This is a genomic window from Geodermatophilus sp. SYSU D00879 (assembly GCF_054050375.1).
The window spans coordinates 32,658-46,822 of record NZ_JBJGZF010000020.1 but is presented as its reverse complement, the minus strand read 5'-3'; the positions used below and the strand labels follow the sequence as shown (position 1 = coordinate 46,822).

Here is a 14,165-nt window from a genome sequence, read left to right as displayed (position 1 = left end):
GGGCATCTCCGCGGAAGTGCACCGTGCACCTCCGCGGAAGTGCACCGGAGGGCGCTCCCGTGACCGTGTACTTCATCGGGGCCGGGCCCGGGGCCGCGGACCTGGTCACGCTGCGGGCGGCGCGGGTCATCGCGAGCGCCCCGGTCTGCCTCTACGCCGGCGCGCTGGTGCCCCGCGAGCTGCTCGACACCGCCCCGCCCGGCGCCCGGCTGGTCGACACCGCCGACCTCGACCTGGACCAGATCACCGCCGAGCTCGTCGCCGCGCACGAGGCCGGCCACGACGTCGCCCGGCTGCACTCCGGCGACCCCTCGGTCTACAGCGCCATGGCCGAGCAGATGCGCCGGCTCGACGCCGCCGGGGTGCCCTACGACGTCGTCCCGGGGGTGCCCGCGTTCGCCGCCGCGGCCGCCGCCCTCAAGCGGGAGCTCACCGTGCCCGGCGTCGGCCAGACCGTCGTCCTGACCCGCACCTCCGCCCGCTCGACGCCGATGCCGCCGGGGGAGGAGCTGGCCGCCTACGCCGCCACCGGCGCGACGCTGGTGCTGCACCTGGCCGTGCAGCGGATGGCCGAGCTCGCGCCGCAGCTGGCCGAGCACTACGGCGACGACGGCCCGGTCGCCGTCGTCGCCCGGGCCAGCCGCGACGACGAGCTGGTGCTGCGCGGCACGCTCGCCGACATCGCCGGCCAGGTCGAGGCAGCCGGCGTCAGGCGGACGGCGATCGTCGTCGTGGGCCCGGTGCTCACCGCCGCGCAGTTCCCCGACAGCCACCTCTACTCGACGACGAGATGCCGCGGCTAGGCGCGTCCCACCACCGCGCCGGCGCGGTCGATGACCACGACGTCGACCGCGACCGGGGCTCCCCGCAGCACGCCGAGCGCCGTCTGCCGGGCGCCCGCGGCCACCAGGTCGCCCAACGGCAGCCCGGCCGCCTGGCACTGCTGCAGCGCGTCGAGCGCCGTGTTCGCCCCGCGCACGCCCTCGACCAGCTCGGGGGACCCGCCCGCGGAGGCCACCCGGGCGGCGAGCGAGTCGAAGGACACCTGCGAGCGGCCCGAGTGCAGGTCGAGGTGGCCGTCGGCGAGCTTGGCCAGCTTGCCGATGCCGCCGGCGACGGTCAGCCGCGGCACCGGGTGGCGGCGCAGGTACTTGAGCACCGCGCCGGCGAAGTCGCCCATGTCCAGCAGCGCGTCCTCGGGCAGGCCGTGGAGCTCCTGCACGGTCCGCTCGCTGGTCGACCCGGTGCACCCGGCCACGTGGGTGTGCCCGGCCGCGCGGGCGACGTCGATGCCGCGCCGGATCGAGTCGATCCACGACGAGCACGAGTACGGGACGACGACGCCGGTCGTGCCGAGCACCGACAGCCCGCCGAGGATGCCCAGCCGCGGGTTCCACGTCCTCCTGGCCAGCTCCGCGCCGTTCTCGATGGACACCTCGACGACGACGTCGCCGCTGCCGCCGTGCCGCGCCGCGACCGCCGCGACGTGCTCCCGCATGAACCGCCGCGGCATCGGGTTGATCGCCGGCTCGCCGACGGCCAGCGGCAGGCCGGGCTTGGTCACGGTGCCCACGCCCTCGCCGGCGCGGAAGACGACGCCGGTGCCCGGCTCGCCGTGGGTCACCCGCGCGCTGACCAGCGCGCCGTGGGTGACGTCGGGGTCGTCGCCGGCGTCCTTGACGATCCCGACGGTGGCCGCGCCGGGCTCGAGGGACTCGCGGGCCAGCGCGAAGGCCGGGTGCCGGTCGTTGGGCAGGTCGATGGTCACCGGGTCGGGGAACTCGCCGGTGAGCAGCGCGGTGTAGGCCGCGGTGGCGGCCGCCGTCGCGCACGCGCCGGTGGTCCAGCCGTGCCGCAGCCCGGAGGCGCCGTCCCTGCTCACCGGTCCATGATCCCCGGCGGCGCTGCATGACCGGGCAGGTGCTCGTGCTCGGTGGCACCGGGGAGGCGCGGCGGCTGGCCGCGGCGCTCGTCGACCGCGGGGTCGACGTCCTGTCCAGCCTCGCCGGGCGGGTGGCCGACCCGGTCCTGCCCGAGGGCGGCGTGCGGGTCGGCGGCTTCGGGGGCGCCGACGGGCTGGCCGACTGGCTGGCCACCCACCGGCCGCGCGCCGTCGTCGACGCGACCCACCCCTTCGCCGCCCGGATCACCGCGAACGCGGCGGCCGCGGCGCGGCGGCGCGGCGTGCCGCTGCTGCGGCTGCAGCGGCCGGGCTGGACGCCGGGGCCGGGGGACCGGTGGACGTACGTGGACTCCCTGACCGACGCGGCCGCGGCGGTCCGGGACGCCGGCACCGTCTTCCTCACCACCGGCCGGCAGGGGGTCGGCGCGTTCGCGGCGCTGCCCGGGCGGGTGCTGGTGCGCTCGGTCGACCCGCCGGACGAGCCGCTGCCCGCCGGGGCGGTGCTGCTGCTGGCCCGCGGCCCGTTCACGGTCGAGGAGGAGGTCGCGCTGATGCGCGAGCACGGCGTCGACGTCGTCGTGACCAAGGACTCCGGCGGGCACATGACCGAGGCCAAGCTGGTCGCCGCCCGGCGGCTCGGGCTGCCCGTGGTGCTGGTCCGCCGCCCGCCGCTGCCCCCGGGGGTCGACGTCGTGACCACCGTGGAGGAGGCGGTGGAGTGGCTAAATGCGTTGAGACGCGACGGTGCCGGAACGGAGGATGGCCCCTCGTGGAACCGATGACCGAGCAGCAGGTGCGGCGCTCCTTCGTCAACTGCTCGAAGGGCGAGGCCAACGCCGCCACCCTCCCGCGCGACCTCGCCGACCTGCCGTGGGACGAGCTCGAGGTGCTCGGCTGGCGCGACCCCAAGGCGCCGCTGCGCGGCTACCTCGTCGTCCAGCGCCAGGGGGAGCCGGTCGGCATCGCGCTGCGCGCGGCCGAGTCGCGGATGTCCGCGCGCCGGACCGTCATGTGCCTGCTGTGCCAGTCCACCCACTCCGGCGACGCCGTCTCGCTGTTCACCGCGCGCCGCGCCGGGGAGGCCGGCCGCAACGGCAACACGGTCGGCACCTACGTGTGCGCCGACCTCGGCTGCGGCTCCCGGGCCCGCACCGAGATCCCGCCGTGGCTGCGTGACCGCGACCCGGACGAGGTGGCCGAGGAGCGGGTCGCCGAGCTGAGGGAGCGGGTGCACACCTTCCTGGACGCCGTCACCCGCTGACCCGGCGCGTCAGCGTCCCGCGGGGCCAGCGCCGGGGTGCCGGTCGCGGTCGGCCCTCGCCGCGGCGCGGTCGCGGGCGGCCCGCTCGCGGTCGGCGCGGGCGTCGTCCCGGTCCCGGGCCGCCGCCCGGCGGTCCCGCTCCGCCGCCCGCCGGTCGGCGACGTCGGCCGCCCGGTCGGCCTCCGCCCGCGCCCGGTCGTCCTCGGTGTGGGCGCGGTAGCTCTCGGCGACCTGGACGTCGATGGCCTGCTGGTGCTCCCGCTGCTCGGACGGCAGCCCGCCGGCCGAGGCGGCCGCCCGCTCCCGCCAGCGCTCCTGCTCGGCCCGGCGCACGTCGGCGGCCGCCTCCCGGGCCCGGGAGGCGGCGGTCCGCGCCGTGGCCTGCCGGTCACGCTCGACGGCCGCCTCGTCGCGCTGTCGCGCGGCCTCCTCGCGGGACAGCGCCGCGCCCTCCCACCGGCGGGCCGCCTGGTCGCGACGACCGGCCGCGTCCTCCCGCGCCCGGTCGGCGGCCCTCCGCGCCTGCTCGGCGTGCGCCGCGTCCGCGTCCCCCGGGGTGGTGGCCGCCGGCCACCGGACGGCCCGGTCCCGCTCGTGCTCGACGGCCCGCAGCGCCGCCGCGGCCTCGCGCAGGTACCCCTGCGCGTCCTCGACGCGGCCCTTGCGCAGGGCTCGTTCGGCCAGGGCGAGATGGGTGGCGGCGACGGCGTGCTCGGTCGTGGCCATCGCCTCGGCGCCCCGGGCCAGCCGCTCCTGGAGCTGCCGGGCGTCCTGCTGGAGGCGCTGTGAGGCCTGCTCGGTGTGGCGGCCGTGCGGAGCGCGCGCCGGCTCGTCCGGCGTGCGCTGGTCCGCGGTCCGCTCCTCGGACCCGTTCATGCGCCCAGCGTTCCCCCGGGGGAAGCTGCGGACAAGGGGCGCTCGGTGTCGCGCCCCCGACCGGGGATCCCGACCGACCGGAGGCGCAGGTCCCGTGCCGAACGAGCTCCCGTTGGTCCTGTTCGACCTCGACGGCACGCTGGTCGACTCGACGCCGGGCATCGCCGCCTCGGTGCGGGTGGCCGCGGCCGGGCTCGGCCTGCCCGAGCCGACGCCGGCGCAGCTGCGCGACATGGTCGGCCCGCCGCTGCAGGACGGCTTCGCCACGGTGCTCGGGGTCCCGCCGGCCGACGTCGGCCGCGCGGTGGCCGCCTACCGGGCGCACTACGCGGCCGGCGCGCTGCTCGACGTCGCCGTGTACGACGGGGTCCCGGAGCTGCTGGCCACCCTCCGCGACGGCGGCGCCACCCTCGCCGTGGCGACCAGCAAGCCCGAGGTGTTCGCCGTGCGCGTGCTCGAGGCGACCGGCCTGCGCGCGGCGTTCGCGACCGTGCACGGCGCCACCCTCGACGGCGCGGTGCGGCACAAGGACCAGGTGGTCGCCGCGGCGCTCGCCGCACACCCCGCGCGGCGTCCGGCCGTGCTCGTCGGCGACCGCGCGCAGGACGTGCTCGGCGCGGCGGCGCACGGGCTGGCGTGCGTGGGCGCGGGCTGGGGACCGGGCGGTCCGGGCGAGCTGGAGGGAGCCGGCGCGGCGGTCGTCGTCGCGACGCCGGGGGAGGTGCCGGCCGCGCTGGCGGCGCTCGACGGGTAGCGGACCGCCGTCCTGGCTAGTCACCGGGCATGACCGTCCCGCTGACCGACGCGCTGCAGGACCTGCGCGACGCCGTCGCCGCGGCGCCGCTCGGCCTCGCCACCCCCGCGCGGGACGCGACCGTGCGGACCGCCCGGGCGGTGGTCGACCAGGTCGACGACTACCTGCTGCCCCGCCTGCGCGACCTCGACGCCCCGCTGCTCGCCGTCGTCGGCGGCTCGACCGGCGCGGGCAAGTCCACGCTGGTCAACAGTGTGCTCGGCGCGCGGGTGACCACGCCCGGTGTGCTCCGGCCGACCACCCGCGCCCCCGTGCTCGTCTGCTCGCCGGCCGACGTGCCGGCGTTCTCCGGCGACCGCGTGCTCCCCGGCCTGCCGCGCACGACCGGCGAGGGGGACGTCACCGGCGGGCTGCGCCTGGTCCCGAGCGAGGCGCTGCCGGCCGGGCTCGCGCTCATCGACGCCCCCGACGTCGACTCGGTCGTGGAGACCAACCGCGACCTCGCCGGGCAGCTGCTGTCGGCGGCGGACCTGTGGGTCTTCGTGACGACGGCGGCCCGCTACGCCGACGCCGTCCCGTGGGACCTGCTGCGCACCGCGCAGGAGCGGGGCACCGCGCTGGCGGTCGTGCTGGACCGGGTGCCGCCCGAGGCGGTGACCGAGGTGGCCGCCGACCTCGCCGGGATGCTGCAGCGCGGCGGGCTGGGGACGGCGCGGCTGTTCGTGGTGGAGGAGCGGCCGCTGCGCGACGGCTTCCTGCCCGAGGAGCAGGTGGCGCCGCTGCGCGACTGGCTGCGCGGGCTGGCCGCCGACCAGGAGCAGCGCGCCGCCGTCGTGCGGCAGACGCTGGCCGGGGCGCTGGAGAGCCTGGACGCGCGGGTGGCCGCGGTCGCCGACGGCGTGGACGAGCAGGCCGCGGCGGCGGCCGCCCTCGGGAACGCCGCCGACGCCGCCTACGACGCGGCGCGGGACGCGGTCGCCGAGGGCGTGGGCAACGGCAGCCTGCTGCGCGGCGAGGTGCTGGCCCGCTGGCAGGACTTCGTGGGCACCGGCGAGTGGATGCGCTCGCTGCAGAACCGGGTGGGCCGGCTGCGCGACCGGCTGGGCGCCGCGCTCACCGGCCGCCCGACGTCGACGGACTCGCTGAGCGGCGCGCTGGAGTCGGGGGTGGAGACGCTGCTGCGCGCCGAGGCCGGCCGCGCCGCCGACCGCACGGTGACCGCGTGGCGCGCGCTGCCCGGCGGGCCGGCACTGGTCGCCGGGCGCGAGGAGGAACTCGGGTCGGAGTCGCCGGACTTCGCGCCCGCGGCCGCCGACGAGGTCCGCGACTGGCAGGGCCACGTGCTCGACCTGGTGCGCGAGGAGGGCGCGGGCAAGCGCTCGCAGGCGCGGCTGCTGTCGTGGGGCGTCAACGGGGCCGGCGCGGTGGTCATGGTCGCCGTCTTCGCGTCCACGGCGGGGCTGTCGGGGGCGGAGCTCGCCGTCGCCGGCGGGACGACGGCGCTCGGGCAGCGGGTGCTCGAGGCGGTGTTCGGCGACGCCGCGGTGCGCTCGCTGGCCGCCCGGGCCCGCGCCGACCTCGACACCCGCGCCGACCGGCTGCTGGCCGCCGAGCAGGACCGCTTCGACGAACTGCTCGCCGTCGCCGCGGACGCCCCCGGCGCGGCGAAGGAGCTGCGCTCGGCGGTCGCCACGCTGGCCGCGGCCCGGGGAGCCGGCGCGTGAGGGGCCGCGGGACGTCGCTGGCCGACCGGCTGGCCGCGCTGCGCGAGGCGGTCGAGGTCGCCGAGGGGCGGCTGGGGACGGGCGGGGAGGTCAGCGCGGTGGGCACGGCGCGGTCGCTGCTGGCCAAGGCCGGGGCGCGCGAGGCGCTGGGCGACGCGACCGTCGTCGCGCTGGCCGGGGCCACCGGCAGCGGCAAGTCGACTCTGTTCAACGCGCTGTCCGGGGCCGAGGTGAGCACCCCCGGCGTGCGGCGGCCGACCACCGGCGTCGCGCACGCCAGTGTCTGGGGGGACCACGGCGCGGACCGGCTGCTCGACTGGCTGGAGGTGCCGCGGCGGCACCGGGTCGCCGACCCCGACCCCGCGCTCGACGGCCTGGTGCTGCTCGACCTGCCCGACCACGACAGCGTGCGGCTGGAGAACCGGCTGGAGGTCGACCGGCTGGTGCAGCTGGTCGACGTCCTGGTGTGGGTGCTGGACCCGCAGAAGTACGCCGACGACGCCGTCCACACCCGCTACCTCGCGCCGCTGGCCGGGCACTCGGGCGTGCTGCTGGTGGTGCTCAACCAGGTGGACCGGCTCGACGAGGCGGCGGCCGTCGCGTGCCTGGCCGACCTGCGCCGGCTGCTCGACGAGGAGGGCCTGACCGGGGTGCCGGTGCTGCCGACCGCGGCGTCCAGCGGCCTGGGCCTGCCGCAGCTGCGGGCCGAGCTGGGCCGCCGGGTGGGCGCCCGCAAGGCCGCCACCGACCGGCTGACCGCGGACGCGCGGGGCGCCGCCTCGGCCCTGGCCGCCCACTGCGCGCCCGACGCCGGCCGCGACCGCGGGCCGGACCGGGCGGCGCGGGAGGAGCTCGCCGGCGCGCTCGCCGACGCCGCCGGGGTGCCGGCGGTCGTCGCCGCGGTCGAGCGCTCGGCGCACCGCAGCGGCGTGGCGCACACCGGCTGGCCGGTGCTGCGGTGGACCTCGAAGCTGCGGGCCGACCCGCTGGGCCGGCTCAACCTGGGCGACGAGCGGTCGCGCACCTCGCTGCCGCAGGCCGGCGCGGTGCAGCGGGCCGGGATGGACGCCGCGCTGCGCCGGGCGCGCGACGACGCCGGCCGCGGGCTGCCGCCGGCCTGGCGCGACGAGCTGCGCCGCACGTCGGAGGACACGGAGGAGCGGCTGCCCGACCGGCTCGACCGCGCCGTCGCCGGCACCGACCTCGGCCCCGACCGGACGCCGCTGTGGCAGCGCGCGGCCGGGGGCCTGCAGTGGCTGCTGGCGCTCACCGCGCTGGTCGGCGCGCTCTGGCTGCTCGCGCTGGCCGGGCTGGGGCTGCTGCAGCTCGACGACGTCCTCCCGCTGCCGCGGGTGCAGGGCATCCCGCTGCCCACCCTGCTGCTGGCCGGCGGCCTGCTCGCCGGGCTGCTGCTCGCGCTGCTGTGCCGGCCGCTGGTGGCCGCGGGCGCCAGACGCCGGGCGCGGACGGCGCGGCGCCGGCTCACCGCGCGGGTGGCGGAGGTGGCCGACGAGGAGGTGTTGGCGCCGCTGGCGGCGGCACGCGCCGACCACGACCGGTTCTGCGCCGCGGTCGGTCGCGCACGATCCTGACGGCCCTCGGACCGCGACGGTGTGCGCTCACGCGGGGTTCCCACGCCGGGAACCCCGCGTGAGCGCACACCGTCGCCCGGCGGCCGGACCTCAGGCGGCCAGCGGCTCCGACGGCTCGTCGACGGGCAGGGGAGCGGGCGCGCGCCGGTCCGACAGCCGCAGGCCCACCGCCGCGCCCAGCGCCAGCACGATCACCACGGCGCCGTAGACCTCCGCGACCGGCCGCAGCCCGACCGCGCCCGAGGCGATGCCCGCGGCGATCGCCGGGATGCTGAACGCGAGGTAGCCGACGACGAAGACGCTCGACAGCAGCCCCGCGCGGTGGCCGGGCGCGACGCCCGCCGTCACGGTGGCCACGGTGCCGAGGAAGGCGGCGCCGAAGCCCAGGCCGGCCAGCCCGGAGGCGACGAAGAACAGCCACAGCGTCCCGGTGGCCAGCGCGACCAGCAGGCCGCCGACGGCGGCCGCGAACACGACGCAGCCCCCGCCCATCGCCCGGCGCGGCGGCACGTCCCGGGCCAGCACGCCACCGACGGCGGCCGCGCCCTGCATGCAGAGGATGAGCAGGCTGCCGGCGAGGTGGCCCGCCACGCCGAACACGCCGGCGGTCAGCGACGGCCCCAGCGACAGCACCAGCCCGCCCATCGCCCAGAGCGCGACCAGGCAGGGGACCCCGACGGCGAACGCGCGCCGCTGCGGGCGCGGCACCTCCACCCGCGGGCGCAGCGAGGCCAGCGCCCCGGGCACCCGCGGGGAGGTCTCGGGCAGCAGCAGGGCCAGCCCCGAGCCGAGCACGAAGGCAACGGTCAGCACGCCGAACACCCACGGCGTCGGCTCCGCGATCCCCTCGATCGCCAGGCCCGCGCCCACCGCGCCCAGCGACAGCCCGAGGCCCGGCGAGACGCTGTTGAGCAGCGCGCCCAGCGGGCGTGCGGAGGGGCGCTGCAGGTCGAGCAGCGCGGCGCCGAGCGACCCGGTCAGCGCGCCGGTCGACAGGCCCTGCAGCGTGCGCGCGGCCAGCAGCCAGCCCACGCCGTCGGCGGCGAGGAAGACCGCCATCGCGACCGCCTGCAGCAGCAGCCCGGCGGCGAGCACCGGCCGCCGGCCCACGTGGTCGGACAGGCTGCCGACCACCAGCAGCGCGGCGAGCAGCGCGAAGGCGTAGATGCCGAACACCAGCGTCAGGACGCCGGCGCCGAAGCCGAACTGCTCCTGGTAGACGCGGTACAGCGGGGACGGGACGCCGGAGGCGGCCAGCACCAGCACGAGGAGTCCGGCCACCGACCAGAACGCGACCGGGCGGGGGAGGCGGGGCACGACAGTTGCCAAGGCCACCGATCCGGCCGGCATTCCCGTCAGGACGGGTAGCGGCGCGGCGTGTAGACCTGCCCGGCCGGCGTCACCCGCGTCTGCGAGGACCCGACCAGCAGCAGGCAGCGCATGTCCACGGTCTCCGGGTCCAGGTCGCGCAGCGTCGTCACCCGGACCTCCTCCTCCGGCCCGCCGACGTCCCGGCCGACGACGACCACCGTCTCCGGCTCGCGCACCTCGCGCAGCGCGTCGAGCGCCTTGGCCAGCTGGTGGGGGCGGGCCCGCGACCGCGGGTTGTACAGCGCCAGCACCAGGTCGGCCGCCGCCGCGGAGCGCAGCCGGTCGAGGACGACGTCGAGCGGCTTGAGCACGTCGGAGAGGCTGATGACGGCGAAGTCGTGGCCGAGCGGCGCGCCGACCCGGGACGCCACGGCCTGCGCGGCGGTCAGCCCGGGCAGCACCCGCACGCGGACGCCGGCGTGCTCGGGACGGGCGGCCACCTCGAGCACCGCGGCGGCCATCGCGAACACGCCCGGGTCGCCGCTGGAGACGACCGCGACCCGCCGTCCGGACCGGGCCAGCTCCAGCGCGTGCGCGGCCCGCTCGGCCTCCACCCGGTTGTCGCTGGGGTGGCGGGTCTGCCGCGGGTTGGCCGGCACCCGGTCCAGGTAGGGGCCGTAGCCGACCAGGTCGTCGGCGGCGGCGAGCGCGTCGGCGACCTCGGGCGTCGTCCAGCCGCGGGCGCCGGGGCCGAGGCCCACGACGACCACCTCGCCGGCCCGCGGGGCGGCGTCCGGGAGGTCCGCGGGGCCCGGCGTGGTCCCGGTGAGCGGCGAGGGCAGCAGCGCCAGCGAGAAGTAGGGGACGGTCGCGGGGTCGACGTCGGCCAGCGGCAGCGTGCGCTGGCGGTCGGTGGTGGCCCGCTCGACGTAGAGCGCCCGGTCCAGCACGCCGGCGGCCTCGAACGCCTCGCGGACCTGGGGGAACGTCCGGCCGAGCTTCACCACCGCGGCCGAGTCGGTGGTGGCCAGCCACTCGGCGAGCTCGTCGGCGGGCAGCGTGCCGGGCAGCACGGTGAGCACCTCGTCCCGCTCCACCAGCGGCCGCCCGACGACGGCGGCGGCGCCGCTGACGCTGGTGACGCCGGGCACCACCTCGGTCGGGTACCGGTGCGCGAGCCGCTTGTGCATGTGCATGTAGGACCCGTAGAAGAACGGGTCGCCCTCGGCGAGCACGACGACGTCGCGGCCGGCGTCGAGGTGCGCGGCCAGCCGGGCGGCGGCGGCCTCGTAGAACTCGTCGATCGCGCCCTGGTAGCCGCCGGGGTGGTCGGTGCCCTCGGTGGTGACCGGGTAGACCAGCAGCTCCTCGACCTGCCCCTCCCGCAGGTAGGGGGCGGCCAGCGCGCGGGCGACCGAGCGGCCGTGCTGCGCGGCGTGGAAGGCGACGACGTCGGCGGCGGCGATCAGCCGGGCGGCCTTGACGGTGACCAGCTCGGGGTCGCCGGGGCCCAACCCGACGCCGTACAGGCGGCCGCTCACTCGACGTCGCTCGCGATCGCGTTGACCGCGGCCGCGGTCATGGCGCTGCCGCCCCGCCGGCCGCGGACCACGAGGAAGGGCAGGCCGGAGGCCGCCAGCGCCTCCTTGGACTCGGCCGCGCCGATGAAGCCGACCGGGATGCCGAGGACGGCGGCCGGGCGGGGCGCGCCCGCGGCGACCATCTCCAGCAGGTGGAACAGCGCGGTGGGCGCGTTGCCGACGGCGACGACGGCGCCCCCGAGCCGGTCGCGCCACAGCTCCAGCGCGGCGGCGGTGCGGGTGGTGCCGAGCGCGGCGGCCAGCGCCGGCACGCGCGGGTCGCCCAGGGTGCAGACGACGTCGTTGTCCTTCGGCAGCCGGCGGCGGGTGACGCCGGAGGCGACCATCTGCGCGTCGCACAGGACGGGCGCGCCGGCGTCGAGGGCCTCGCGGGCGAGCCGGACGACGTCGGGGCTCGCGGCGACGTCGGCGACCAGGTCGACCTGGCCGCAGGCGTGGATCATCCGGACGACCACCCGCGCGAGGTCCTCGGGCAGGCCGGCGAGGTCCGCCTCGGCGCGGATCGTCGCGAACGACTGCCGGTAGATCTCGGCGCCGTCCTTCTCGTACTCGTACATCGGGCAGGAGGCTACGTCGCGCGCGGAGCGGGTAGCCGGGGGCATGGCCCTTCCCCGCCTGCTCGTCCTCGTCCTCGCCGGTGGTGCCGGTGGGCGCCTGCAGCTGCTCACCGAGCACCGCGCCAAGCCCGCCGTCCCGTTCGCCGGGGTGTACCGGCTGATCGACTTCCCGCTGAGCAACTGCCAGCACTCGGGCATCCCCGACGTGTGGGTGTCGATCCAGCAGCACCCGGCGTCGCTGGCCGACCACCTGGCCAACGGCCGGCCGTGGGACCTCGACCGCACCACCGGCGGGCTGATGACGCTCCCGCCGTTCCAGGGCACCGAGCGCGGCGGCTGGAACACCGGGACGGCGAACTCGCTGTGGCGGCAGGCCGAGCTGATCCGCCAGTTCGGCCCGGAGGCGCTGGTCGTGGTCAGCGCGGACGCCGTCTACGAGCTCGACTACCGCGAGGTCGCCGAGGCGCACCTGCAGTCGGGCGCGGAGGTGACGATGGTGACCACCGAGGTCGCCGCCGACGACGCGTCCCGCTACGGCATCGTCGAGGTGGACGGCGACCGCGTGACCGGCTACGCCTACAAGCCCGACGAGCCGGCCACGACCACCGCCACCAACGAGGTGTTCGTCTTCGACCCCGGGCCCACCCTGGACCGGCTGGAGCAGCTGCGGTCGGAGGTCGGCGAGGAGGGGCTCGAGGACGTCGGCACCCACCTGCTCCCGGCGCAGACCCGCGACGGCGGCGCGCGGGCGCACCCGCTCAAGGGCTACTGGCGGGACGTCGGCACCGTCCCGGCGTACTGGGAGGCGCACCAGGAGTTCCTGACCGACGAGCCGCCGATCGACCTCGACGCCCCCGGCTGGCCGATCCACACCCGCGGCGGCCGGCACAGCGCCGCCCGGGTCCTCGACGACGGCCAGATCGAGAACAGCCTGCTGTCCGGCGGCACCCGGGTGTCCGGAAACGTCCGCGGGTCGGTGCTCTCGCCCGGCGTGGTGGTCGAGGCCGGGGCGACCGTCGTCGACTCGGTCCTGCTGCCCGGCGTGCGGGTGCGCTCCGGCGCGACGGTCACCCGCGCGGTGGTCGACGACGGCGTGGACGTCGGCCGCGGCGCCACGGTCGGCGGCGACGGCGACGTCGCCCTGGTCGGCCGCGCGGTGCGGGTCCCCGAGGGCGCCGAGGTCGCCGCCGGCGCGCGGTACCCGGACCCCGACGACGACTAGCCGACGCGGTACCCCTCGGGGGTCGCCACGACGTCGAGGACCTCCCCGCGGGGGCGGCCGCAGCGGCGCTCGCAGCCGGCCCAGTGCACGCGGACGCCCTCCGGGACGGTGCCCGAGGCGACGGCCGCGGCGGCGTCGGCCCGGACGTCGGCCCGCGACCTGGCGCACCCGGGCCGGCCGGCGCACGCGGTGACCCGCGCCCACGGGCTCTCGGCGTCGAACACCACGCCGGTGCGGTACAGGTCGACGGCGGCGTCGTCCACGCGGTCCTCGGCCAGGTCGGGCACGACGACGCTGCGCCACGGGGTCAGCTGCACCTCGCCGGTCAGCGACGCGAGCAGGTCGGCCTGGTCGGCGGAGAGCCGGCCGAGCGGGGCGACGCCGATCAGCGCGGTCCGCCCGTCGGCCTGCGTCTCCGCGCCGACCGGGCCGGTCTCCGGTGCGGCGGGGACCGCGACCGGCGCGGCCGGGGTGCCGCCCAGCCGCGCGGCGACGCGGGCGGGCCCGTCGACGAGCTCCGCCAGCCGCCAGGCGGTGCCGCCCTGCGCGGCGCGCTCGGCGAGGAAGGCGCGGGTGGCGGCGAGCAGCAGGCCGACGGCGCCGTCGGCGTCCGCGCGCAGCCCGCTGTCCGCCCCGCCGAGCAGGAGCGCGACCGAGGACGGCGACAGCGCCAGCAGGCCGACGTCGCCGCCGAGCCCGGACACGTCGCCGCGGCCGTCGTCCAGCGTCGCCAGGTAGCGGCCCGGCAGCGCGGCGAGGGCGGGGTCGGCGCACAGGCCGGCGTCGAGCGCGGCCACCCACGGCCGGGCGTCCAGCAGCCCGCCGGCGCGGCCGGTCAGCGCGCTGGCCAGCACGTTGCGCACCCGCTCGTGCGTCTCGCTGGGCAGCAGGCCCCCGCCGGCGAGCCGGTCGCCGAGCTCCCGGGCGGCGCCGGCGGCCAGCCCGCGCAGCTGCAGGTTGCCCCGGCTGGTCATCTCGAGGGCGCCGTTGCCGAGGTCGCGCGCCGCGGCGGCGAGCACCCGCAGCTGGGCGGCGGTGAGCAGGCCGCCGGGCACCCGCACGCGGGCGAGCTCGCCGTCGGCGGCGGAGTGCGTCTGCAGCGCGCCGGGGCAGGCGTCGGCGCGGGGTCGGGGCGTCGTCATCGCGCCCGCGAGGCTACGACGCGCCCACCACCCCGGCGGCGAGCTCGGCGGCCACCGGGTGCCTCGAGCTCGCGCACCTCGTCGCCGCCGCCGAGGTCGGTCAGGTCGTCGCGCTCCACCACCAGGTCCCCGGGCCGCAGGCCGAGGGCGGCGGCGAGCCGCGGCGCCGGGTCGAGCGGGGTGGGCCAGTGCGCCAGGCGGACGGTCACCCCCGCACCGTGC

14 protein-coding genes are annotated in these 14,165 nt (G+C 78.6%); 7 read left to right on the top strand and 7 right to left on the bottom strand.

Annotated features, from left to right (window positions below; genetic code table 11):
• Window positions 1-59: 59 nt before the first annotated feature.
• The gene (cobM, locus tag ACI79B_RS20320) at window positions 60-803 is read left to right on the top strand and encodes a precorrin-4 C(11)-methyltransferase (protein WP_456929853.1); all 744 of its coding nucleotides are present in this window, start codon (window positions 60-62) and stop codon (window positions 801-803) included.
• Here the strand turns inward: cobM and ACI79B_RS20315 are convergent.
• Window positions 800-1,882: a cobalt-precorrin-5B (C(1))-methyltransferase gene (locus ACI79B_RS20315; protein WP_456929852.1), complete on the bottom strand. Its 1,083-nt coding sequence runs from the start codon at window positions 1,880-1,882 to the stop codon at window positions 800-802. The genes cobM and ACI79B_RS20315 overlap by 4 nt on opposite strands.
• A 26-nt stretch (window positions 1,883-1,908) precedes the next feature.
• Between ACI79B_RS20315 and ACI79B_RS20310 the strand changes: the two genes are divergently transcribed.
• Together ACI79B_RS20310 and ACI79B_RS20305 are read left to right on the top strand one after the other, a co-directional pair.
• Window positions 1,909-2,685, top strand: coding sequence for a cobalt-precorrin-6A reductase (locus tag ACI79B_RS20310; RefSeq protein WP_456929851.1), 777 nt, complete (start codon window positions 1,909-1,911; stop codon window positions 2,683-2,685).
• A complete protein-coding gene (locus ACI79B_RS20305; RefSeq protein WP_456929873.1) occupies window positions 2,682-3,164 on the top strand; it encodes an FBP domain-containing protein in 483 nt (160 codons plus the stop codon). Before ACI79B_RS20310 ends, ACI79B_RS20305 begins: the two co-directional genes overlap by 4 nt.
• A gap of 9 nt (window positions 3,165-3,173) precedes the next feature.
• On the opposite strand, the gene ACI79B_RS20300 is transcribed toward ACI79B_RS20305, so the two are convergent.
• A complete protein-coding gene (locus tag ACI79B_RS20300; protein ID WP_456929850.1) occupies window positions 3,174-4,040 on the bottom strand; it encodes a hypothetical protein in 867 nt (288 codons plus the stop codon).
• A 94-nt stretch (window positions 4,041-4,134) separates the two neighbouring features.
• Here ACI79B_RS20300 and ACI79B_RS20295 point away from each other — a divergent pair, with 94 nt between their 5' ends.
• From ACI79B_RS20295 to ACI79B_RS20285, 3 genes are read left to right on the top strand one after another with little or no spacing between them, the layout of a single operon-like run.
• Window positions 4,135-4,794 carry an HAD hydrolase-like protein gene (locus ACI79B_RS20295; RefSeq protein ID WP_456929849.1) on the top strand — a complete coding sequence of 220 codons (660 nt, stop codon included), beginning with the start codon at window positions 4,135-4,137 and terminating at the stop codon, window positions 4,792-4,794.
• Window positions 4,795-4,823: 29 nt separating this feature from the next.
• Window positions 4,824-6,518, top strand: coding sequence for an ABC transporter (locus ACI79B_RS20290; RefSeq protein ID WP_456929848.1), 1,695 nt, complete (start codon window positions 4,824-4,826; stop codon window positions 6,516-6,518).
• Window positions 6,515-8,110: a GTPase gene (locus ACI79B_RS20285; RefSeq protein WP_456929847.1), complete on the top strand. Its 1,596-nt coding sequence runs from the start codon at window positions 6,515-6,517 to the stop codon at window positions 8,108-8,110. The genes ACI79B_RS20290 and ACI79B_RS20285 overlap by 4 nt, the downstream gene beginning before the upstream one ends.
• A gap of 90 nt (window positions 8,111-8,200) precedes the next feature.
• Here ACI79B_RS20285 and ACI79B_RS20280 read toward each other — a convergent pair whose 3' ends face one another.
• From ACI79B_RS20280 to ACI79B_RS20270, 3 genes are read right to left on the bottom strand one after another with little or no spacing between them, the layout of a single operon-like run.
• Window positions 8,201-9,427, bottom strand: a complete 1,227-nt coding sequence (locus ACI79B_RS20280; RefSeq protein WP_456929846.1) for an MFS transporter — start codon at window positions 9,425-9,427, stop codon at window positions 8,201-8,203.
• A gap of 38 nt (window positions 9,428-9,465) precedes the next feature.
• Window positions 9,466-10,962, bottom strand: coding sequence for a precorrin-2 C(20)-methyltransferase (locus ACI79B_RS20275; protein ID WP_456929845.1), 1,497 nt, complete (start codon window positions 10,960-10,962; stop codon window positions 9,466-9,468).
• Window positions 10,959-11,579 carry a precorrin-8X methylmutase gene (locus tag ACI79B_RS20270; protein WP_456929844.1) on the bottom strand — a complete coding sequence of 207 codons (621 nt, stop codon included), beginning with the start codon at window positions 11,577-11,579 and terminating at the stop codon, window positions 10,959-10,961. The genes ACI79B_RS20275 and ACI79B_RS20270 overlap by 4 nt, the downstream gene beginning before the upstream one ends.
• Before the next feature lie 43 nt (window positions 11,580-11,622).
• Here ACI79B_RS20270 and ACI79B_RS20265 point away from each other — a divergent pair, with 43 nt between their 5' ends.
• Entirely contained in the window at window positions 11,623-12,801 is a 1,179-nt protein-coding gene (locus ACI79B_RS20265) for a glucose-1-phosphate adenylyltransferase family protein (RefSeq protein WP_456929843.1), read from the top strand.
• Here ACI79B_RS20265 and cobG read toward each other — a convergent pair.
• The gene (gene cobG / locus ACI79B_RS20260; RefSeq protein WP_456929842.1) at window positions 12,798-13,943 is read right to left on the bottom strand and encodes a precorrin-3B synthase; all 1,146 of its coding nucleotides are present in this window, start codon (window positions 13,941-13,943) and stop codon (window positions 12,798-12,800) included. The genes ACI79B_RS20265 and cobG overlap by 4 nt on opposite strands.
• Window positions 13,940-14,152 carry a hypothetical protein gene (locus tag ACI79B_RS20255; protein ID WP_456929841.1) on the bottom strand — a complete coding sequence of 71 codons (213 nt, stop codon included), beginning with the start codon at window positions 14,150-14,152 and terminating at the stop codon, window positions 13,940-13,942. Before ACI79B_RS20255 ends, cobG begins: the two co-directional genes overlap by 4 nt.
• Window positions 14,153-14,165 lie beyond the last annotated feature (13 nt).